Below are 22,149 nucleotides of genomic sequence, written 5' to 3' on the forward strand. Positions count from 1 at the left end.
AAAAACGAACCACAAATCAAACATGTTGATCAGCGGTTCGTTTTTCACTTGGGCTAAAATACTTTTGTCCCAGCCTCATTTTCTATTTGCAAATATCTAATTTTATGGATGTTTTTTTATTGGGATAATTTTCAATAAACCCTGGCCCTAAAGAGACTTTAATGCCATTTATTTTATATACATTATAGCGTTCACCGCGATTTAACGTACGAATCTTTACCCATTTTCCTTTTTCTTCTTTTAACAAAACCATCGGTGATTGAATCGTTACAAAACCAATTTGGCCTTTTGAGAGCTTTTTCGTTTTACAAAGATTCTGGGCGACTGGAGCACTGCTTACTTTGTATTTGTTTTTAACAGCGATTGAATCAAAACTTTGAGAATGAAATTGACCAATAACCACTTTTGTACCGGTTTGAACGCGGTCAAACAGCCAGCGTACCTCTTCATCATACATACGAATGCACCCTGAACTTGCGTAAGTCCCGATAGAACTTGGATTATTATTTCCGTGAATAGCATACGTCGTTCCATATGTTCCGCGTGCATTTAACCCTAGCCAGCGATCACCTAGCGGATTCCTAGGATCTCCTCCCCGAATGTTGTCTTTATAATAAGGGCGGTTTTTAATTTTATTCACAATGCTGAAAGTACCCTCTGGTGTATAACCCATCTGCCTCCCTGTCGCAACTTTGAACGTCCTTACTAATTTTCCTCCATCATAAAAAGCAAGGGTGTTAGTAGATTTATTAATAATAATAAGTTGATTGGACGCCGCAGACGCATTGCCTGTCAGACCCATCCCCGCGAGTAAAAAAATAAGCCCAACAAAAAAAACAGCCACCTTTTTCATTTATTGACTCCCCCAATTTCTCTTGTATCTATATAAGAAAAGTATAGGATGAAAGGCAAACCATCAGAACACTTTTTATCTTATAAGTCAAAATACAATAAAATCTTTCACGCACCCCTTTTTACTGACAAAAAGCAATAAATGTACATAACAAAAAAACGGCCCTTTAAAGGGCCGTTTCATTTGTATTTAAAGCTTCACTTCAACTTTTGCATTTTTCTTAAGTTCTTCAACTTTTTTCTCTAATGCTTCTTGTTTCTTTTGTTGTTCAAGCTGCTGCTTAATTTGTGGCTTTACGTCTTCAAGCTTTGGCATTTGAGATTGTTCTTTACCGCCGCTTGCTTGACTTTGGCTTTGTTTTGCAAATTGATCGTAATAATCTTGAATTTCTTTATCCGTTACTTCTGGTGTTTGGATGTCTTTATCTACGTACTGCTGATATTTAATGCTGTCAGCCAGCTCAGACTTTAATTGTGATTGAGTTAGTCCTGCATCTTTTAAAGCCGCTTTAAACTGTTTATCTGTTTTGAACTGCTTTTTCGTTTCTTTTAACTTTTTATTTACTTCTTCATCAGTTGCTTTATAGCCTTTGTTTTCAGCTTCTTGCAGTAGCAGCGTTTGCCCTACTAAATTGTCAATTGTTTGCTGCTTTACTTGTTTAGCTGCTTCTTTAGATGTTGGGTCTTGTCCCATTTGTTGATATTGGGCTTGTGATGAAGATAATGCCGCATTATATTCTTCACCAGAAACTTTTTTACCGTTTACAACCGCTACGGTTTTCTTCTCATCTACTTTTTGTTTATCTAATTTCTTCTGCATTTCTTTTGCTTGCTTTTCCTGCTTTTCCTGAGCCTCTTTTTGCTTCTCAGTTTGTGCAGTTTTCTGATCATCACTTTTTGATTGCTTTGCATCATCGTTTGAACCGCATGCTGTTAAAGCTGCAGCAATTACCCCAATGAGCAATGTATACATCAGTTTTTTCATGATTAATCTCCTTTCATAATCCCAAACGATTATTAGCTATTCGAAAAAATCATCTAGGGGGCATTGTATATGATATAGGCGTAAAAAGAAACCATTTAGGCTAATTTTAAACATATGTAATAAGATTGAAACGTTCTGTAATCTTATGAAAGGTAAATGCTCTTCTTTATACGGCCTGTCTAATCATAACATTATTTAGTATGATTTACATAATTTACAGTACGTTATACATCTGTATTATTTCAATTTATTTGTTATATGAAAAGCAATAGTATTTGATTTCATGTTTCTATAAGAACTTTATACGAATTTAACGATATCACAAGTTCTTTTTTTATCCAATCGAAAGCCAAAATTCATTAAAAAAAGAAAAAAGCATGGGATAATCATGCTTTTTTCTTTTCAATTTATGTATGAATTATAAAACGATTCATACGAATACGTAATCAAATTGTTTTCTTTTGCAAAACACTCAATGGAAACAGGAAATAAGAACCCGTATTTTTTTAAAATTGCAATATTTTTTTCAAATTGCTCGCAGTCGCTTTCTTCAATCGGCCGGTGTTGAATCGCTTCAATCACGGCAATTATTGTCTGAAGGCTACTAATGACTTGCAATGCTTCATCGAGTAAGCCATTATATAAATGGTCTGTACAATAATCTGGGTTCAATAATTCATCAGGATTAAGCTTATCTACAGATACATACCGAGGTAACAAGTCATAGCGAAGCTGTTCAGTCAACTCTTCTATGTAATTCTCCATTTCTGGCGGAGCTGCTTGGGCAATTTTCATGGTTACCCCCCCTTTTTCTCTTAGCTTATGTCTCTTTATTTAGCATAACATAAACATAAAACGAGAACTTCAGGTAGTTATTTCCTCCTAATTATTTACAAGTTCTTTTTAAAGATTAAAGGATATTTACTAGTATGTAAGGAAGGGATTAAATATGAGTATACACGGCCAATGGCTAGAAGATAAAATCGCAAAAGATGATGCAGGGCAAACAATTGAAGATTATTTAAAAACGAAATGGCATATTCCTAAAAAAACGCTGCATCAGTTTCGGATGAATAAAAATGTGCTTCTAAACGGTGAGCCTTTACCATGGAGGAACACCCTTAAGGAAGATGATAGAGTGTCACTCCCTTTTTTTGAAGCAGAGCCTAATGAAGTAACACCTTACAATGTTAATATAGAGATTTTGTTTGAAGATGAGCACGTACTAATCGTAAACAAACCAATAAACCTAGATACTCATCCTTCATCAGAACAGGACCAAAAAACTCTTTTAAATGCTGTAGCTGCTTATTTTCAAAAAATAGGCCTCAAAACAAAGCCTAGACACGTTCACCGTTTGGACAGCGATACATCAGGTGCTATCTTATTCACGAAGCATTTTGTAGCAAGCTCTGTGTTTGATCAGCTGCTGGCTGAACGTAAAATTAATCGGACTTATATTGCCATCGTCCAAGGAATCATAAAAAAAGAGTACGGAATCATCAATGAACCCATTGGACGCGATCGTCATCACGCTACAAGAAGAAGAGTATCTAGAACGGGACAAGCTGCCAAAACACGTTATCGGGTGTTAAAACGCAATACGGCGAAAAACGAAACGCTTATTGAACTTTCGCTAGAGACCGGACGCACTCACCAAATTCGTGTTCATATGAGTCACATTGGCCATCCATTAGTTGGCGATACGCTTTATGGAGGAAAGAGATTAAAAGAGCAGCAGCAAGCTTTACATGCCATTAAGCTTTCTTTTATACATCCGTTTACACATCAGCGCGTGTCAGCTGTTGCACCTCTAACTCAGCAAGTCTTTTTGCCTTACAGCAAGTTGTTTTCCTATTAAACATAAAAGAGAGGTTAAGACACAACCAGCTAAGGGCAAACAAATAGAAGAAGTGCGCTGAACCGCTTGAGATACCTACATGAAACCTGCGTTCACCATATCAATAAAAAAATCCGAACGAGTTGAATTCTTTATCAAGAATCTCAATTCATCGTTCGGATTTTCCTTTAACTAAAATACTTTTGTCCTAGCCTCTTTTTTTCTATTGAATTTTAAATTGACGAATCAAGTTCGCCAATTCTTCACTAATCTCTTGCAGATGTTCCGCTGATTGAGAAACAGTAGAAATAGCTCTAATTTGTTCTTCTGTGGAAGCGGTAATCTCTTCAGTTCCTGCTGCTGATTGCTGTGCAATGGCTGCTATGCTTTGAATTGCCGCTACCACGTCTTCCTTATGCTCATCGATACTGTCCATGCTGCTTGTCACATGTTCGACAGCCGCCGCCACTTGTTCAATCGTGGTTGTAATTTCATGAAAAGCTTGTTCTGTATCTCCTACCACAAAGTCTTGAGACTTTGAAAGCTCTTCTGTACGGTTGCATTCTTCACGCGCAGCTGCGACTTCCCCTTGGATCGCTGCAATCGTGTGGCGAACTTGTTCAGTGGCCTGCGAGGACTGTTCAGCAAGTTTTCGCACCTCTTCAGCTACTACCGCAAATCCTTTGCCATGTTCTCCTGCACGAGCTGCTTCAATACTAGCATTTAGTGCAAGTAAATTTGTCTGATCTGAAATACTATTAATCGTGAAAATAATAGACTCAATTTCTTTCATCTTACTTGTTAACTCTTCCATTACAGTTTGAACAGCGTGAATCGTTTGAGACGATTCAGTGGTTTGGTTGCGAAGCAGCTGCATTTGTTTTAAACCTTTTTCATTGATGGTTACAGCTTCAATCGTCATTTTATTAATCTGGGCGTTTTGTTCAATGACTTCTTCAATTTGCGAAGATAAACTCATCGTTTTGTGATTAGTGGAGTCCGCATCAGAAGCCTGCTGCGTGGCGCCGCTGGCAATCTCATGGATAGCCCGGCCAATTTCTTCACTGGATGCAGTTGCTTCTTCAGATACAGCACCCAAGTCTTCAACAGACGTTTTTACTGTCTCAACAGACGTCTGAACCGTGCCAATCAATGTTTTCATTTTAGCTACCATATCGTTAAATAAATGAGTAAGCTCACCAATTTCATCTTTTGACTTCGTCTTAACCTGAACTGTTAAATCGCCATCTGTTACTTTGGCTACTTCGTTTTTCAAGCGGCGAATTGGATTAGTAATGATTCTTGAGAAAAAGATGGTTAACACCACTGATAATAAGATGCCAATTAACGCAATCCAGACAATAACAGTCAGTAAATGATGAGCGCTTGAGAGCATTTCATTATAAATAAAGGCATTTCCTATCTTCCAATTCGTCCCTTCGAGAGTATCATATGCCATCACTCTCTCTTCACCTTGAAAGGTATACTTCATGAAATCTCTATTCCGGTCTGCTTCGTACATTTTTTTCATAAATGGCTGATTCATCAAATTTTTCCCAGCTTCTGTTGGATGAACGAGCGCTGTGCCATTTTGATCAAATAAAAATGCATACCCACCGTGATTTACTTCTGCTTTACCTACAATGTTTTTTAATGCATCTAAGTCTAAATCAGTAGCTATAACACCCAGCACCTTTTTAGTATCTGGATCTAAAATAGCCTTTGCAATCGTCACAACCGTCTTTTTTGTTGCTGCATCTTCATATGGATCCGTATAAACAACCTCATCAGGTGATTCTACTGCTTGTTTGTACCACACTCTGGAAGTCGGATCGTAGTTTGAACCAAACTCTTGTTTAGGAACAGAATACATTCCCTTATTTTTGGTGCCTATGTATTCAAGTGCCAGGTTCGGATATTTTTCTTTAAACTGCGTAAACTCTTTTTGAACCGTATTCCATGTAAAATAAGGATTTTTCTCTTGATTTGTTCCATTTCCTTCTTGCTTAACAAAATTAACAATTACATCGTTTTCACTATACGTTAGCAAAGAACGACTATACATGTCTAAGTACGTATGAATGGTTTCTTTTAACTCTTTCACTTGACTTTGAGACTGAATTTCTACATCTTTTTCTATTTGCGTTTTGGTAAATTGATAAACAGCCCCTGAAACAACTAATAATAAAATAGCTATAAAAATACTAAAAAATACTACGAGCTTTGCACTTAACCTCTTCATTCCCTCACCCTTCTACAAAAATCTTTATATTACTAATAACGGCTTTTCATTTTCATTTTTGAAGAAGTTTTTGTGATTTATTTCAAATTCCCGCAAAATAAAACCAGCGCATCCTTTCATAACGAAAGAACGTGCTGGTTTTATTTTTGTTTTTCGTATGCATCAGGTTCAATATGAACAAGCGTATCTTTAATTTGATGCTCATCGTTCATCATATGTTCAATTTGATCAGCAATTTCATGGCTTTTGATAACATTTAAATGGGGATCTACTTTAACAGTTACATCAATCACGACTTGATTACCAAGCTTGCGCGCTTTCACATCTTCTACTTCTTTTACACCTTCTACAAGCTCGATGCTTTCTTTGTAGTGCCCTAACTTTTCTTCATCAAATCCGTCCGTTAAGGAATGAGCCGCTTCTTTAAAAATCTCAATGGCTGTTTTACAAATAATAATTCCCACAGCAAAAGCAGCTACCACGTCCAGCCAGGGCAGGCCGAATTGTGAGCCGAAAATTCCCACGACAGCCCCTATGCTCACAAGTGCATCAGACAAATTATCTTTAGCAACCGCATATAAAGACTGGCTATCAAGTTTTTTAGCAAGCTTAATATTATATCGGTAGACACCACCCATAACAGCAGCCGCTCCAAGACCTACCCAAGCAGCCAGTAAATTAGGCGCTTCAGATTTGTCCATAAATAATGACTGACCCGCATCGACCAATACTTCTAGTCCGATGACCATCATGATAAAAGAAGCAATAAGTGAAGAGATATGTTCCGCTCTGGAATGTCCATAGGGATGATCATTATCGCGAGGTTTTTTAGAGATTTTTAAGCCGACCAAGACGGCAATTGATGCAATAATATCTGTAACATTATTAAGACCGTCGGCTTTTAATGCAGAGGAAGCGGTGACACCCGCAATGATAAGTTTACATGTCGATAAAAAGATATATGATAAGATACTAACCCAAGCGCCTTTTTGGGCTTGCTCATAGTAGTTCTCCATCCCTTCCACTCCTTTATTCAAAATAAGCAAACTTAGTGTAACAAATGGATTTCGTGTGGGTCTATAGAAACATTATTGGCTGCTAACATACAAATAGAGAATGTTAAACTCTTTAGCTTTCTGCAAAACAAGTTGCCTTTACTCAACACTTTAAACGTTTAAGATCTTTCTAAATGTGGCACTTCATGTAGAAGGACATTTTTTTAAATCGCCCTGTAAAATTGTTTACTATTTTTTAAAGGGTGTGATTTTTATCACAGCTGAAGCAATTTATTCTTGTTACACTAACATTGTGAAAAACATCACAAAATAAAATTCAAAGGATGATACAAATGAAAACACAATTTACACCAAAAACACGAAAAGTTGCCGTTATCGGAACTGGTTTTGTGGGCTCAAGCTACGCTTTTTCAATGGTGAATCAAGGTATTGCCAATGAATTAGTGTTAATCGATATGAACAAAGAAAAAGCAGAAGGTGAAGCACGTGATATCAATCATGGAATGCCATTTGCCACACCGATGAAAATCTGGGCTGGAGATTATAAAGACTGTGCTGACGCTGATTTAGTAGTTATTACAGCGGGCGCTAATCAAGCTCCAGGGGAAACACGCTTAGATCTAGTTGAAAAAAACGTTAAAATTTTTGAATGCATTGTAAAAGATATTATGAACAGCGGATTTGACGGCATCATTTTAGTGGCAACAAATCCAGTTGATATTCTCGCACACGTTACACAAAAAGTATCAGGATTACCAAACGAACGGGTAATTGGTTCAGGAACGATTCTTGACACAGCTCGCTTCCGCTACTTGTTAAGCGACTATTTCGAAGTAGATTCTCGCAACGTCCACGCTTATATTATGGGGGAACATGGAGATACGGAATTTCCTGTTTGGAGCCACGCGCAAATTGGCGGTGTGAAGCTCGAACATTTTATCAATACTGCCGCTATTGAAAAAGAACCCGATATGCAGCATCTATTCGAACAAACCCGCGATGCGGCTTACCATATTATTAATCGAAAAGGAGCGACTTATTACGGAATTGCAATGGGGCTTGTACGCATTACCAAGGCTATTTTAGATGATGAAAATTCTATTTTAACAGTATCTGCTTTATTAGAAGGACAATACGGTATTTCTGATGTGTATATCGGCGTACCAGCTATCATTAATAAAAACGGCGTGCGTCAAATTATTGAATTGAATTTAACCCCTCACGAACAGCAGCAGCTCGAGCACTCTGCTAGCATTCTCAAGCAAACTCGCGACAGAGCTTTTGTGTAACATCTAAAGATTTTTGCGGGGGACTCCCCCGCTCCCTTGTTTTAAATATGTAGTAGAGGTGTATGAATATGACGTGGACTCAGGTATATAATCCGTTAGATAATATTTGGCTTTCTGCACTAATTGCACTCATCCCCATTATCTTTTTCTTTATTGCTTTAACTCTTTTGAAATTAAAAGGACACATTGCTGCCGGTATTACGGTGCTTCTTTCTATGATTATTGCTATTTATTTTTATGATATGCCTGCCTCAATGGTTTTAGGAGCCACAGGCTATGGGTTTCTGTATGCACTTTGGCCCATCAGCTATATTATTATCGGAGCGGTGTTCTTATATAAGCTAACTGTCAAAAGCGGACAGTTTACTACCATCAGACAATCTATTATTTCAATAACCGATGACCCCCGCTTGCAAATGCTGCTTGTTGCTTTTTCCTTTAATGCTTTTTTAGAAGGGGCAGCGGGATTTGGAGCTCCAATTGCCATTACAGCAGCGCTTCTAGTTGGACTTGGGTTCAAACCGTTAAAAGCAGCGGCGCTATGTTTAATTGCTAATACAGCTTCAGGAGCGTTTGGCGCCATGGGGATTCCTGTCATTGTCGCAGGACAAGTATCTGGCATAGATCCAAAAGAAATTGCTCATTTTCTTGGCACGCAGCTTCCGATTATTTCTTTTCTTATCCCTTTTTTACTTGTCTTTATTATGGATGGGATAAAAGGATTAAAAGACGTATGGAAAGCAACGAGCATCACAGCCGTTTCCTATGCACTGACACAGTATTTAACTGTTACATACATCGGCCCTGAACTTCCAAATATCACATCTTCTATTGTGAGTTTGCTTGCTCTTGCTTTTTATATTAAACGAACAAGCCCGGCAGCGGCTAAAAGCTTCAGCCTGTCACCAAAACAGATTTTAAAGGCTTGGTCTCCTTTTATTCTATTAACGATACTCGTTACGGCTTGGAGCATTTCTTTTGTCAAAACGATGCTTGAACATATGAACCTGCTTATTAACGTCCCATTTTTACACAATCACGTAATTAAAGCAGCGCCTTTAGTAAAAGATCCTACGCCTTACGCTGCTGTCTTAAAAATAGACCTATTTGCAGCAACAGGTACAGCAATTCTTATTGCTTGTATCCTTTCAGTTTTCTTGCTTAACGTGTCGCCAAAAGTGGCATGGACCACTCTTTTAGAAACCGTAAAAGAATTATCAAGGCCTATTATTACTATTATGATGGTCATTGCTTTTGCTTTTATTTCAAATTATTCAGGACAGTCTTCTACACTTGGATTGGCGCTCGCTACATCAGCTGCTTATTTTCCATTTTTATCTCCATTTCTTGGCTGGATCGGCGTATTTCTAACGGGGTCTGTCGTATCAAATAATGCACTGTTCGGCAACTTGCAGCTAACTACAGCTCAGCAAATTAATGTCTTGCCAATTATTCTTGTAGCGGCCAATACTGCCGGCGGAGTGATGGCTAAAATGCTTTCTCCTCAATCAATTGCCGTCGCTGCCGGAGCAGTGGGACTGGCTGGAAAAGAAAGTGAACTGTTCAAATACACGCTCAAATACAGCATGGGATTTTTGATACTAGGAGGATTTGTTACCTTTTTATTGGCTTGGTGGTGATGATAAAAAATCGCTAAAAAACCGTTATTACCGTGTTTCTTTCATTTAAACAAACGTTTGATTATATAAAAAGGTCCCCTGTTAGCGCTGGGGATTTTTTTATTCTGAAATAAGTAAACCTATATTGCCGAATTGTTTTCCTTTATCTAATCGTTCGCAAGCTGCAGCTGCCTCTGACAGCGGATAGAATCGATCGACGATTGGTTTAATTTGATGTTTCTCTATAAAATCCATCATGTCCACAAATTCTTCCTGACTTCCCATAGACGTACCAAGTATATTGAATTGAGGATAAAAAATAGTTCTTAGAGGCAATTCAACTTCATTTCCAGAACTCGCCCCAAAATTAACAATTCTTCCATTTGGCTTTAGTATTTCAAAATACGTCGGAAATAAAGCTGCCCCCACACTATCAAGTATGATATCTACTTTTCTATCGTTAATTTCTTCTTTTAGGTTGCTTCCACTGTCTAATGCATAATCAGCTCTATACTTTAGGGCTTGCTTTCTTTTTTCATCACTTCTAGAAGTGACTGTTACGTTAGCTCCGATAGCTTTTGCGAATAACAATCCATAGGTCGCGACTCCGCTTCCTATACCGGGAATAAGGAGGTGCTCTCCTTTTTTTAACTGCCCTTTTGTAAATAGAGCTCTATAGGCAGTTAAAGCGGATAATGAAAGAACCCCCGCCTGTTTCCAAGATAGATAAGATGGCTTTTGCACAACATTATCCGCTTGTATGATTACATACTCTGCAAATGTTCCATGTGATGGACCGCCTAAAATTTTAGGTGTAAACGGAATGTCCTCTACACGATCCCACTCCAGACTTGGATTAATGATCACTTCTATTCCAGTTTTTAAACCTTTTACGCCTTCTCCCACTTCTTCTATAATACCTGCACCGTCTGAACCGGGAATAAACGGCTTATCTCCTTTACCTCGATTTTTCATAACGAACAAGTCTCTCCGGTTTAAACCTGCTGTTTTTAACCTTATTTTTATTTCTCCTCTTTGAGGTTGCATCTCCTGAAAATCTCTGTAATTCATGCCTGCTATTCCACTTTTTTCACTATGTATAATGCCTTTCATCATTTCGTCTCCTCTTAATCTACCCTACTAAAAAGCTGAAAATGGCAAAAGAAATATGCCTAAAAAAGGAAAAAACAGTTTTCACATTCACTTTTTCACCGTTTTATCTTTATTTTTCTGTATCGTAAAGGTATTAAGCTTCTTTTATTACAGTTTTGTTACAAATAATATTTTTGTAACAAGAAGATTAAAAAGTAGAAAGAAACGCCTGAAAACGTTGATAAATAAACATTTAACTGGTAATTCCCTTACTATATCTATTTTAGAAACTAGTAAAAAACTAAAAAAATTTAAGAAAAAAAAGACAAAACACTTTCTTTTGTTAAAGATTTATTGTAATATAAATGTAACAAAAGAAATATAAAACACATAATTGTTACATAAATAAGGTTAATCAATTAGGAGTGAGTTAGAAATGAAAAAAATTGGACTAGTTTTATCATCAATCGCTATTTTCTTTACACTAAGCACTGGAGTTACAGCACAAACAACATCTACAACACTAACGGATGCAAATGCTGTCAAAATTGCAGCTAGTGCCAGCAATCATTTCTGGAGTGCTCTGCACGGTTATAAAAACAAACCATGTACAGAACGTACATTTGAATATAAAGGAACTGAGTACGTGTATCTTTGCCCTGAATTTGATACAAAAGCTGAGCTATCAAGCTACTTATCTGAGACATTTACAAATAGTGCAGTAGAAAAAGGATTAACAAATTACGGCTATATCACATATAACGGCAAACTTGCACATCCAATCGGCGACGGATTCAGCATGTTAGAGTGGTCAAAAGCAAAAACAAAGCTTGTGTATCAAACAGCAACAGTTCGCTCTTATGAATTCACAGTTCCAACTGTAGATGGCGGCAGCGTAAAACGCACTGTCACATTCTATAAATCTAATTCTCAGTGGAAAGTAAATAAATTTGACGCTGTTCAATAATAAAAAAAGCAGGCCTGCTTGAGCAGACCTGCTTTTTTCTTTTTTATCGATAACATAAATAAAACTTCTACTTACAGCGCTCTAATAGCTGTAAATAGAAGTTGAGATCACAAGTTTAAGTAAATCAAATTTTGTCGAATCCTGTAGAAACAGTGATAAGTTACGTTTTATATTACAGGCTAAATTGCTTATTGTCAACATAATTCAGCAAAAAGATAGGGCAATATATTCAGAGCATAATAAAGACATTAACTTGGATTTTGTTCATGTTCCTCTGGGTTATCATGTACAGGATGCGCGCCTGGAAATAATCTTTGCGCTTTTTCATGAAGATTTTTGTTTTCATAATTAAATGCGCTATACGTTCGCTGCCCTTCTTCCCATGAAGTAGATTTCCCAAGTTTTTGATTAACAGGAGAGCCGAAAGGACCGTCTGGAAATTCTTCAGCGGTTATATACTCGTGGCTTTTTTCTACTGTAGAGAAATCATCATACGGTTTGTGTTCTTTCAATGATTTCATCCCTTCTTTCTAGAAGATTTTCTACTAGTATGCACACTTCTTTGTAAAAAACCCTCTTAAATTAGTCTAAATCAGGGTATGATAACTATACATTTATTTTTAAAAGGAGTTGAACAGCTTGGAACCTAGACCTCAGAAAGGAACTTTTTTCCGAGAAAAAATCTTAAATAATAAATTTGTTGTATATACAATTATTATTTTTATTCTCAGCATGACTATTTTTTCGTTATCAAAAATCGGATTTATTTTAATTCCTATCTCTATTTTTATTAAAACAATCGCACTGCCGATTATCTTAGCAGGAATTTGCTTTTATTTATTTAATCCGCTTGTTGACTTTTTAGAACGAAAAGGTGTAAAACGAATTATTTCCATTCTTGTTTTATACATAGTGATTATCGGCGCATTAGCCATTATTATTTCATCGGTTATTCCGCCTCTAAAAAATCAAGTTGACCGTCTTATTGATAATATCCCAGAGCTGACGCATGACGTTCAGCATGCGGTGACGAATCTTTCAAATAACCGATATGTCGAGCAGGGTCTTCAGTCGGCCAACACGGACCTAGACAAGCTTTCAAAAGATGCATCAAAACACTTGAGTAAATATGTTTCTGGATTTTCAAGCGGTATCGTTAATTTTGTCGGAACCATCACAGAAATAATATTATCGGTTGCCGTTTTACCCTTTATTCTTTTTTACTTGTTGAAAGATGGAAAAAATCTTCCTAATTACATTGTGAAGCTGCTTCCAAATCGTTCTCGTTCTGAGGCTAAGTTTATTTTAGCCGATATGAACCACGCATTAAGCGCATATATTCGCGGGCAAATTTTCGTTGCAATTTGTATAGGTGTACTGCTTTTCATTGGCTATCTGATTATTGGATTAGACTATGCATTACTTTTAGCGATTATCGCCATGGTAACCAATGTTGTGCCTTACCTTGGTCCTATTATCGCCATCATACCAGCAATTATTATTGCGTTTATTACCTCTCCTTTCATGCTTGTAAAACTAGCCATTGTCTGGGCAGTTGTTCAATTGCTTGAAGGTAAAGTAATATCTCCGCAAATTATGGGAAGAAGCCTAGACATTCACCCGATTACGGTCATTTTTGTCATTCTAACCGCCGGAAACTTATTCGGAATCATCGGTATTATTTTAGCCGTTCCTGGATATGCCGTTTTAAAAGTTATTATTACGCATATTTATCAATTCATCCGTTTGAATTCTACTATGTATCCAGATAAAAAAGCATAATAAAAAGCCCATCGATTTTCGATGGGCTTAACTTTTTACTTTTGTTCTTCTTCGTCTTCACGATCAAACCAAAGGAGCTCTTGATCATCTTCATCTCCATTATAGTTGATGAGAATTTCTTCTCCTGCTTGGATATCCGTATATGCATAAAAATCAAAGGTATGATTGTCAAAATTAATTTCATACGTAGCATTTGGTGTATACGAGTGATTAAACAGCATACCGTATCCCAAAAGAATAGCCGTATGATTCACTCCATATTCAAAAGCATAATCCGCTAGTGTTGTTTTCTCAATAAAATCATGCTCTTTATTAGGATAAGCGATAACAGGAGCTTCGTGAATAAGCGTTCCTTTTTTAATATCTTGCTTAGCAAATACACCTCTGTTAAATTCTCCGTCGCTTATCGTAGACTTTTTTATTTCGATCATATTCGTCACCTATATATTCTTTCCTCTAAGATTTTCTTCTTCCCTAAGCTTGACAGTTTCTAATGGGGAAATCAACTGTTTTTCATAACCACTTGAATATAAACTGAAGGAACGCATATCATGCGCGCTTGTGTGAGCACTTACCTTAATAGGAACATGCGATGTGGTTTTATTTTAGACATGGAGTCGCAATGATTTGGTTAGCTCTTGTTATTTATACGTTTTCATCTATTACTAAATGGGGGAACAAAAAAACAAATAAGAAATAAAGTGGAGGTCTAACAGAATCATACGTTTTCTTACCTATTATTTTTAAACAAAATGGGCTGGGAGGAGCAGTATTTATGAAACGAATCATTGACTCGCATATTCACCTCGATCAATATGAACCGAAAAGATGGAAAGACATAATAGAGAAGGATCGTTCGTTACAAGCGCTTATTTCTGTATCTTCTACATTACACTCTTGCCAACTTAATCAAAAAATCAGCAAGTTATATTCCTGCGTGAAACCCGCCTACGGATTTCACCCTGAACAAATGCTGCCTTCTTCAAATGAATTAGCGGAGCTGTTTGCTTGGATCGATCAAAACAATGAAGAAATGATCGCTGTTGGTGAGGTTGGTCTACCTTATTACTTAAGGCAGACATACCCTCTTTCTCTAGAGCCCTATTTGGAGCTGCTTGAAGCTTTTATTATTCATTCAAAAAAGTGGAGAAAGCCGTTAATTCTGCATGCTGTATATGAAGATGCTGAGATCGTGTGCGACTTACTAGAAAAACATTCTGTGTCTAAAGCTCACTTCCACTGGTTCAAAGGAGCTAAAAAGACCGTTGAGCGAATGAAAAACAACGGCTACTATATTTCCGTTACACCGGATATTGTATATAAGCCTAAAACCCAAGCGCTTGCCACGGAATACCCTCTTGACTATTTGATGATTGAAACAGATGGTCCGTGGCCATTTGAAGGACCTTTTCAAAACCAGACAACCGTTCCATCAATGATGCATCAGTCCATTCAGCAAATAGCACGTCTCAAAAGGGTTTCTGTAACGGAAACATATGATTTTTTATATCGAAATACAGCTTATTTTTATAATCTCTCCATATAAAAAGCCTTTCCCTAGGGAAAGGCTTTTTATATCTAAATTCGTTTCACAAGTTTTACGATCAGCACAATCACTGCAATGACAAGAAGAATGTGAATGATGCCGCCGCCAATATGAAAAACTAATCCTAATAACCAAAAAATAAATAAAAGTCCAATAATCGTCCACAACATAATTTTTTCTCCTTTTTTATATGTAGTATTTGTTATAATTTTATATTTCCCTAAATGTGCATAAATAAACGCATTTCATATACATCTTTTCACTAAAGAAGGTTCACATAATGTACAAAAAGCAATCATGTTCTCTGTGGTAAAATAAGTATGTAATCTTATTTCATTTAAACTATAGCGGAGATGATTAACTATGACGTGGATTGTATTACTTTCCATCATTCTTGTAAGTGCACTCAAAATATTAATAACGTGTCTTCCAACTCCAGTGGTCAAATGGCTTATGACTAAATTCCAATTACATCCAACACTTGATGACCAAAGCGTTACTGTCACAGTTGATGGGAAACATTTAGAAGGCAAAAACAAAATGCAAGTGATTGATTATTTTAATAAAGCAACATTTTTAAAACAATATTATGTCCATGAAGGAAATAAGGACTATTATAAGCATCTAGAAGACAGTGAAACTCCACTGGTTATCGATACGAAAAAAGGAAAAAAAGATGTTCGGTTATGCGTATACAGTTATGATGATCATATCGATGTCGTAAAACAGTATAAAAACAAAATTATTGCTTACAGCCTGCTGTCTGATCACCTTCAAAAGCAGTCCATAACGGCTGACCTAGCTTAAACCAGTCGCCTATAAGGCGGCTTTTTTAGTTTTAGTTTTAGTTTGAAGCTATCTTATTTAAAAATACCAAACTTTAACATTAATTCTAATGCTATAATATAAATTAATAGAATTTTCTAACTTTTTGAGAGGTGATGGATAATGCTTTCTTTGTTAGGGTTTGGAATGATTGCTACTTTTCTATTTCTTGTCATTAGTAAACGCTTGTCCGTGGTTGTTGCTTTTATTTTTGTCGCTATCCTCTTTGGTATAATTGGAGGTTTTAGTGCTGATATGGGCGATATGATGATGAAGGGTATTTTAAAAGTAGCTCCTACGGCCATTATGATCGTTTTTGCTATTTTATATTTTGGACTAATGATTGACGTCGGTTTATTTGATCCTATGATTTCTCGTATCCTAAACATTGTGAAAGGCGATCCTTTAAAAGTCGTAATGGCAACTTCCGTTATTACAATGCTTGTTGGCTTGGACGGAGACGGCTCTTCTACATTTTTAATTACAGTTTCCGCCTTGCTTCCTTTGTACACAAAACTGGGAATGAACCGACTAATACTGGCTTGTGTTATTAGTTTAAGCGCAGGTGTTATGAATATGATTCCTTGGGGAGGTCCTCTCGTAAGAGCCGCAGCAAGTTTGCAATTAGAAGTATCAGATCTATTTAACCCTCTTATTCCAGCTATGGCAGCGGGATTGATGTGGACTTTATTTTCAGCATATCTACTCGGAAAGAGAGAGAAAGCGCGCTTAGGAACCATTCATTTAAAAGGTTCATCAATGGCTTTTGCTGAACAGCTTTCAGTTCATGAGACCCCTGGGAAGCCACCTAGACTCTTTTGGTTTAATGCCTTATTGACACTGTGCTTAATGACTCTCTTGGTCGTAGACATACTCCCTATTCCTATTTTATTTGCTATTGCTTTTGCCATTGCTTTATTTGTTAATTTTCCTCATCCAAAAGAACAGCAGGAAAGAATCTTAAGTCATGCAAACAGCTTTGTAATGGTTAGTACGTTGGTTTTTGCAGCCGGAATCTTTACAGGCGTTTTTACAGAAACAAAAATGATGGATGCCATGGCTAATACCATTGTCAGCCTCACTCCTGAATGGCTGGGCTCTCACCTTCCCTTAATTGTAGCAATAACGAGCCTTCCTCTTAGCTTTGTATTTTCACCTGATGCTTATTATTTTGGCATTTTACCTGTTATTAGCCATACAGCAGCTAATTTTGGTGTAGACCCTGTAGAAATAGGACGAGCAGCTTTATTGGGACATTCCACAACTGGGTTTCCCCTATCTCCTTTAGTACCCGCTACTTTCATTCTGATTGGGCTGGTTGAAGTAGATTTCGGGGAGCATCAAAAGTTTCTTTTCAAGTGGGCCTTTGGGACAACTATTGTGATGACAATTACAGCCATTTTAACGAATGCTATTTCCCTTTAGACTCCTATCATAAAAAAGGAAGCCGACTACCATAAGGCAATCGGCTCACACATGTAGGATATTGATTTAACACTAACAAAGTACAACACAACACTAGTAATTATATAATATATTTCATTATTTTGAAAGCGATTTCATAGATATTTTTAAAAATATTTTGTTATTTGTTTTTCATAGAAAAAAACCACGTTTCAGCCAATTCGAAACGTGGTTCTTTTCTGTAAGGACTTGCCCTACAGGCTATAAATGTAAGTACACTCATTATAGCATGAGCTCTTATCTAGATTCTATGGTAATTACTGTATAATATCGTTACATTACGACCGGTTGTATTTTTCTGTCCATGTGCAGCGTATTCCATGGCTCATCCTGTTCAGCAAGCCTTTCGATAAAATCTTGTGAAGTCCAGAATGGAATAGCCCCCGGTAAAAAAGGATGAGTATGCAGATACAACGTGTCATAAAAATGACTTTGAGCAAATTGTTCCACTGCCTTTAACAGCTGCTGTCCAATGCCTAGACGCCGGTATGCTGGATCGACATAGCATTTTACAATCTCGGCTGCAGTTTTATGTTCATATCGCTTTTTTAATGCATGAAACCTTCCATCGTAAGCGTATAAACCAATTGTTCCAATTACTTGTTGATTTTCCGTGACAGCTGCAAAAAAAGCAGCGCCTTTCGCTTGAACATAATATTCATTAAAATGAAGCAAATCCACAGGAAGCTGATTTTTTTTCATCATAGGAAATAGCTCATTCCGCATATTCATGACAAACTGAATCACTTCAGCATCCTTTTCTGTTACTTCTTTAATTTGATACATTTGTACTTCTTGCACGTTTACTGTCACATCCTTTTATCTATCATTGTATACTTTCTCTTTTTCCTATAGGAACAACACAATATTGACTATGGCGTTACGTCTAAATGCTGAGTCAGCATATAATACTCGCTTGGATTTGTGGTCCAGTTTTTCACTTTTTGATTATAAGCAACAACAATGTTTGGATGCACAATCGATGACGTCAGCATTTCCTCATTAATCAAAGCGGTTGCTTGCTTAGCTAACTGATCTCGCTTTGCGTCATCTACGGTTAAATTTAACTGCTGAATCATTTTTGTTAGCTTATCATCATCAATCCGGCTGGCATTTAAACCACCGCCCGGCAAATAGTTCGTACTTAAATAATAGCTTGCATCTCCTCTAGGTGCAGTGATAAGACTGTACAGTGCTAAATCCCAATCGTCTTTTGCCATTACATATTCATCGCTGTCCTCAACGAGATGAATCTTAATAGTAATTCCTAACTCTTTCGCATTAGACTGTATAAGCTGAGCAATCAAAGGAAGTTCCGGCAGAGAGCTGTATGTGACAAGAGAGAGCGATAATGGCTTTCCATTTTTGATTGTTTTGCCATTTTTAATTTGATAGCCTGCTTTCTCTAAATATTTTTTAGCAGATGGCATACCTCTTTGCTCATTAGCATTATTATCAGCAAAAGGAAATTGGGGTAAAAATGGACCTCGAGCTGCTGCCGCTTGATTGTTCATGATGCTGCTGACAATTTCTTTTCGGTTCAGTAAGGTATCGATAGCTTTTCTTACATTTTCGTCTTTTAATGCGTCATTGGTTTGATTATAAAGTAATAAATGTGTACGCACACTGGGTACTCCACTTACCTTAAAAGACGGATCTGTTTGTAAAGTGCCCAAACTTTCTAAAGGCGGGCGATAAATAATATCGGCTGTTCCGGACTGAAGAGCCGCAACTCGCGCATTAGCATCTTCGTTAAATGCAAAGATCGCATTTTTCAATTTTACTTTCCCATTCCAATAATGTTCATATCTTTCTAACTTCACTTGATTTCCTTGATCGAAAGTCAAAACTTGAAATGGACCTGTGCCAATAGGCTTCTTAGCTATATTAGAAACATCAACATCTATAATAGCTGTGTTTGGATGCACTAACTCAGAAGGAAATTTAGGCATTGGTTCTTTTAATGTAATTGTCAGCGCATCACCGTTCGCTTTCATTTCTTTAATATTTAAAGCGTTTTTCATCGCATAACTTTGATCTATCGTTCTTTGAAGAGAAGACTTAACAGCATTTGCATCTAGCGCTTTACCATTTTGAAACGTAATATTCTTTCTTATCGTAAATGTCCACGTAAGACCGTTATCTTCCGTTTTCCACTTTTCAGCAAGCCAGGGCTGTATTTTTAAATCATTGCTGATTTTAACAAGCGTCTCCCCTACTCCCGCACGAACTGCTGTATAATTATCATCCGTATGAGGATCAAGCGTTGCAGATGTAAAATTAAATAAAAACGTCACACTTTTATCCGTTTTCTTTCTTTCTTTTATACTTATGCTCTCTTCATTAGGAGCGCAAGCAGTGAGGCAAAGTAACACAAGAAATATCATAGATACGAGTTTTTTATTATTTATCATTGATCTTTCCACCTTCTATTTTAATACACAAAAAAAGCACTTCTAAAAAGAAGTGCTTGTCTTCAAAACAAATTCAGATAAACGTATCCCTTGTTTATCTTATTTTTGATTCTGCCAAAACACCTCCCTATCCTCGTAGGTTATTGTGTGCTGCGATTTATGGCAGGTCTCCTGACTTCAAGTCATTGCCTTATACCGCCTTCCCGTCTCTAAATAGACAGTGGCTTTTTGACATAAGGCTCCTTGTTACAGTGGCGGGACCGCTCCGGATTTGCACCGGATTCCCTTTTAAGGCAATTGAAAAACAATTGCCACCATAAAAGCTGGTTATTTAATTTAGTAGCGTGCTCTTGAAACTCTAGAAGTAGAAGCTGATGGTGAAACATCTTCATCATCAAATCCAGTGGCAATAACGGTTACCATCATTTCGTCCTTTAAATCTTCATTAATCACGGACCCAAAAATCATATTTAAGTCCTGATCAGAAGCAGACGTGACAATATCTGCTGCTTCCTGTACTTCGTAAAGACTCAGGCTGCTGCCGCTCGTAATGTTCAACAGCACGCCTCTTGCTCCATCAATCGATGCGTCTAGCAGCGGACTAGAAATCGCTTTTTTCGCTGCTTCAATTGCCCGGTCTGATCCGGAAGCTCGTCCGATACCCATAAGCGCAAATCCTTGATTAGACATGATTGTTTTTACATCAGCAAAGTCAAGGTTAATCAGCCCCGGAACAGCGATTAAATCTGAAATACCTTGAATACCTTGGCGAAGAACATTATCTGCTTCACGGAATGCTTCAAGCATAGGCGTCTTTTTATCGACAATTTCAAGCAAGCGGTCGTTTGGAATCACAATAAGGGTATCTACCGATTCATTCATCGCAGTAATACCGCCTACTGCTTGCTTCGTACGTTTATTTCCTTCAAACTTGAACGGGCGAGTGACTACTCCAATTGTTAAAGCATTTAGTTCACGGGCAATTTGGGCAATAACCGGAGCTGCTCCAGTACCAGTTCCTCCGCCCATGCCAGCTGTTACGAATACCATATCTGCGCCTTGCAGTACTTCTTGAATTTGTTCTCTGCTTTCTTCGGCTGCTTCTCTTCCCACTTCTGGATTAGCTCCTGCACCTAATCCTCGCGTTAAGGCCGCACCAATCTGCATTTTCACATCTGCTTTAGATAAGTTAAGCGCCTGGGCATCCGTATTAACGGCGATAAATTCTACCCCTTGTACACCATGTTCAATCATACGGTTAACGGTGTTATTTCCTCCACCGCCGACTCCAATTACTTTAATTCGCACTAGTGGCGATACATCTGTATCAAATCCAAACATTCTAAGTTCCTCCTCAATGATCAAAATTACTTTCTCTTATTATCCGAAAAAACACGTGAAGAACCTTTTACTACTATATTTAACGCGTAACTGTTCTTTTGTTTTACAGATTTTATACATTTCTCTTTTAACCTTTAAATCTTTACATCTTTATGTAAAATTATTGTTGTTCTGAAGTTAGTACGCCGAACTCTTTTTTGGTTTTTCCACTCAAAACGGCATATAAGCTTATTGTATCATTCATTTGACAGATGTCTGTATTTAATTTTGAGTAAGATGTGACTAAGAGAATAATATTTTTATAGACAAAATGAGAAAAAGCCCTTAGAAATAAGGGCTTCTCTAGATAATAAACCGTTTTATAATTTCCCAGTTAAGAATTGAGCTTCTCCCATGCCAAAGCTCCAGTCAGCATTACCGTTCTCAACAATTGAAATCATAATGTCGTTTGGCTGAATACCGCAGCTTTCTCCCAGCTCTTTTACAATTAATTTGTAAAGAGCTTGTTTTTGCTCTTCTGTTCGCTGTTTGCTCGTCACACTTATAATAACCAAATCCTTGCTTCTCTCAAAGCCAAGACCTGTATCTTCAATAATCATTTCATGAGCAGGATGCTGATGTACAATTTGATAACGATCGCGTTCTGGGACGCCAAAGGCTTCTAGCATCGCTCGGTGAGTAGCGTCTAGTAATGCTTTTAACTCTTTTTCGTCTCTTCCTTCTATTACATCAAATCTAAGTAATGGCATACTAAGTAACCTCCAGCTTTTTGTCTAATGTATTATTGCTTTATCATATCACAACTATCATTTGTAAAAAAAGATATGCTATTCCCAATGTGCTCTCTAGTGAAAGAGCGCTCAAACTCTTCAATA

General features: G+C 37.2%; 21 protein-coding genes and 1 riboswitch. Of the genes, 8 read left to right on the plus strand and 13 right to left on the minus strand.

The features are described 5' to 3' along the window. Positions 1 to 82 precede the first annotated feature (82 nt). From POF52_RS24605 to POF52_RS24615, 3 genes are all read right to left on the minus strand, one after another. A complete protein-coding gene (locus POF52_RS24605) occupies positions 83 to 853 on the minus strand; it encodes a L,D-transpeptidase (protein ID WP_176585693.1) in 771 nt (256 codons plus the stop codon). Positions 854 to 1,042: 189 nt separating this feature from the next. Continuing rightward, the gene (locus POF52_RS24610) at positions 1,043 to 1,837 is read right to left on the minus strand and encodes a SurA N-terminal domain-containing protein (protein WP_034654560.1); all 795 of its coding nucleotides are present in this window, start codon (positions 1,835 to 1,837) and stop codon (positions 1,043 to 1,045) included. Between the two features lie 402 nt (positions 1,838 to 2,239). Beyond that, the gene (locus tag POF52_RS24615) at positions 2,240 to 2,632 is read right to left on the minus strand and encodes a YhcU family protein (protein WP_013081630.1); all 393 of its coding nucleotides are present in this window, start codon (positions 2,630 to 2,632) and stop codon (positions 2,240 to 2,242) included. A gap of 154 nt (positions 2,633 to 2,786) precedes the next feature. Between POF52_RS24615 and POF52_RS24620 the strand changes: the two genes are divergently transcribed. Beyond that, a complete protein-coding gene (locus POF52_RS24620; RefSeq protein ID WP_271995745.1) occupies positions 2,787 to 3,698 on the plus strand; it encodes an RluA family pseudouridine synthase in 912 nt (303 codons plus the stop codon). Positions 3,699 to 3,900: 202 nt separating this feature from the next. Here the strand turns inward: POF52_RS24620 and POF52_RS24625 are convergent, their stop codons facing one another. Together POF52_RS24625 and POF52_RS24630 are read right to left on the minus strand one after the other, a co-directional pair. Continuing rightward, positions 3,901 to 5,919 (minus strand): methyl-accepting chemotaxis protein, encoded by a 2,019-nt coding sequence (locus POF52_RS24625; RefSeq protein ID WP_271995748.1) that lies wholly within the window; start codon positions 5,917 to 5,919, stop codon positions 3,901 to 3,903. Between the two features lie 140 nt (positions 5,920 to 6,059). Then, a complete protein-coding gene (locus POF52_RS24630) occupies positions 6,060 to 6,935 on the minus strand; it encodes a cation diffusion facilitator family transporter (protein WP_016762935.1) in 876 nt (291 codons plus the stop codon). Positions 6,936 to 7,267: 332 nt separating this feature from the next. Between POF52_RS24630 and POF52_RS24635 the strand changes: the two genes are divergently transcribed. Together POF52_RS24635 and POF52_RS24640 are read left to right on the plus strand one after the other, a co-directional pair. Then, the gene (locus tag POF52_RS24635) at positions 7,268 to 8,224 is read left to right on the plus strand and encodes an L-lactate dehydrogenase (RefSeq protein WP_013081626.1); all 957 of its coding nucleotides are present in this window, start codon (positions 7,268 to 7,270) and stop codon (positions 8,222 to 8,224) included. 62 nt (positions 8,225 to 8,286) lie between these two features. Continuing rightward, a complete protein-coding gene (locus tag POF52_RS24640; RefSeq protein WP_271995753.1) occupies positions 8,287 to 9,864 on the plus strand; it encodes a lactate permease LctP family transporter in 1,578 nt (525 codons plus the stop codon). A 99-nt stretch (positions 9,865 to 9,963) separates the two neighbouring features. Here the strand turns inward: POF52_RS24640 and POF52_RS24645 are convergent, their stop codons facing one another. Further along, the gene (locus tag POF52_RS24645) at positions 9,964 to 10,956 is read right to left on the minus strand and encodes a zinc-binding dehydrogenase (protein ID WP_271995837.1); all 993 of its coding nucleotides are present in this window, start codon (positions 10,954 to 10,956) and stop codon (positions 9,964 to 9,966) included. A 415-nt stretch (positions 10,957 to 11,371) separates the two neighbouring features. Here POF52_RS24645 and POF52_RS24650 point away from each other — a divergent pair, with 415 nt between their 5' ends. Beyond that, positions 11,372 to 11,902, plus strand: coding sequence for an IseA DL-endopeptidase inhibitor family protein (locus POF52_RS24650; RefSeq protein WP_013055250.1), 531 nt, complete (start codon positions 11,372 to 11,374; stop codon positions 11,900 to 11,902). Positions 11,903 to 12,150: 248 nt separating this feature from the next. On the opposite strand, the gene POF52_RS24655 is transcribed toward POF52_RS24650, so the two are convergent. Next, the gene (locus POF52_RS24655) at positions 12,151 to 12,414 is read right to left on the minus strand and encodes a hypothetical protein (RefSeq protein ID WP_013055249.1); all 264 of its coding nucleotides are present in this window, start codon (positions 12,412 to 12,414) and stop codon (positions 12,151 to 12,153) included. Between the two features lie 127 nt (positions 12,415 to 12,541). On the opposite strand from POF52_RS24655, the gene POF52_RS24660 reads away from it, so the two are divergent. Beyond that, entirely contained in the window at positions 12,542 to 13,684 is a 1,143-nt protein-coding gene (locus tag POF52_RS24660) for an AI-2E family transporter (RefSeq protein WP_013055248.1), read from the plus strand. A gap of 35 nt (positions 13,685 to 13,719) precedes the next feature. Here the strand turns inward: POF52_RS24660 and POF52_RS24665 are convergent, their stop codons facing one another. Then, on the minus strand, positions 13,720 to 14,115 hold the full coding sequence (locus tag POF52_RS24665) for an SET domain-containing protein (protein ID WP_016762930.1): 396 nt from the start codon (positions 14,113 to 14,115) through the stop codon (positions 13,720 to 13,722). 344 nt (positions 14,116 to 14,459) lie between these two features. Here POF52_RS24665 and POF52_RS24670 point away from each other — a divergent pair, with 344 nt between their 5' ends. Beyond that, positions 14,460 to 15,230, plus strand: a complete 771-nt coding sequence (locus tag POF52_RS24670) for a TatD family hydrolase (RefSeq protein ID WP_271995759.1) — start codon at positions 14,460 to 14,462, stop codon at positions 15,228 to 15,230. Positions 15,231 to 15,262: 32 nt separating this feature from the next. Here POF52_RS24670 and POF52_RS24675 read toward each other — a convergent pair whose 3' ends face one another. Then, positions 15,263 to 15,400, minus strand: coding sequence for a lmo0937 family membrane protein (locus tag POF52_RS24675; RefSeq protein ID WP_013055244.1), 138 nt, complete (start codon positions 15,398 to 15,400; stop codon positions 15,263 to 15,265). A gap of 193 nt (positions 15,401 to 15,593) precedes the next feature. On the opposite strand from POF52_RS24675, the gene POF52_RS24680 reads away from it, so the two are divergent. Beyond that, positions 15,594 to 16,037, plus strand: coding sequence for a YfmQ family protein (locus POF52_RS24680; RefSeq protein WP_176585685.1), 444 nt, complete (start codon positions 15,594 to 15,596; stop codon positions 16,035 to 16,037). Between the two features lie 141 nt (positions 16,038 to 16,178). Then, entirely contained in the window at positions 16,179 to 17,480 is a 1,302-nt protein-coding gene (locus POF52_RS24685; protein WP_176585684.1) for a CitMHS family transporter, read from the plus strand. Between the two features lie 312 nt (positions 17,481 to 17,792). Here the strand turns inward: POF52_RS24685 and POF52_RS24690 are convergent, their stop codons facing one another. From POF52_RS24690 to POF52_RS24705, 4 genes are all read right to left on the minus strand, one after another. Further along, positions 17,793 to 18,320, minus strand: coding sequence for a GNAT family N-acetyltransferase (locus POF52_RS24690; RefSeq protein ID WP_271995764.1), 528 nt, complete (start codon positions 18,318 to 18,320; stop codon positions 17,793 to 17,795). Positions 18,321 to 18,391: 71 nt separating this feature from the next. Further along, entirely contained in the window at positions 18,392 to 19,933 is a 1,542-nt protein-coding gene (nikA, locus tag POF52_RS24695; RefSeq protein ID WP_271995767.1) for a nickel ABC transporter substrate-binding protein, read from the minus strand. Between the two features lie 143 nt (positions 19,934 to 20,076). Next, positions 20,077 to 20,267, minus strand: a riboswitch (cobalamin riboswitch). 2 nt (positions 20,268 to 20,269) lie between these two features. After that, the gene (ftsZ, locus tag POF52_RS24700; RefSeq protein WP_271995770.1) at positions 20,270 to 21,274 is read right to left on the minus strand and encodes a cell division protein FtsZ; all 1,005 of its coding nucleotides are present in this window, start codon (positions 21,272 to 21,274) and stop codon (positions 20,270 to 20,272) included. 359 nt (positions 21,275 to 21,633) lie between these two features. Next, positions 21,634 to 22,023, minus strand: coding sequence for a tautomerase family protein (locus POF52_RS24705; protein ID WP_013081615.1), 390 nt, complete (start codon positions 22,021 to 22,023; stop codon positions 21,634 to 21,636). Positions 22,024 to 22,149 lie beyond the last annotated feature (126 nt).

Origin of the sequence: Priestia sp. AB (genome assembly GCF_028369225.1) — a bacterium.
GTDB classification, from domain to species: Bacteria; Bacillota; Bacilli; order Bacillales; family Bacillaceae_H; genus Priestia; species Priestia megaterium.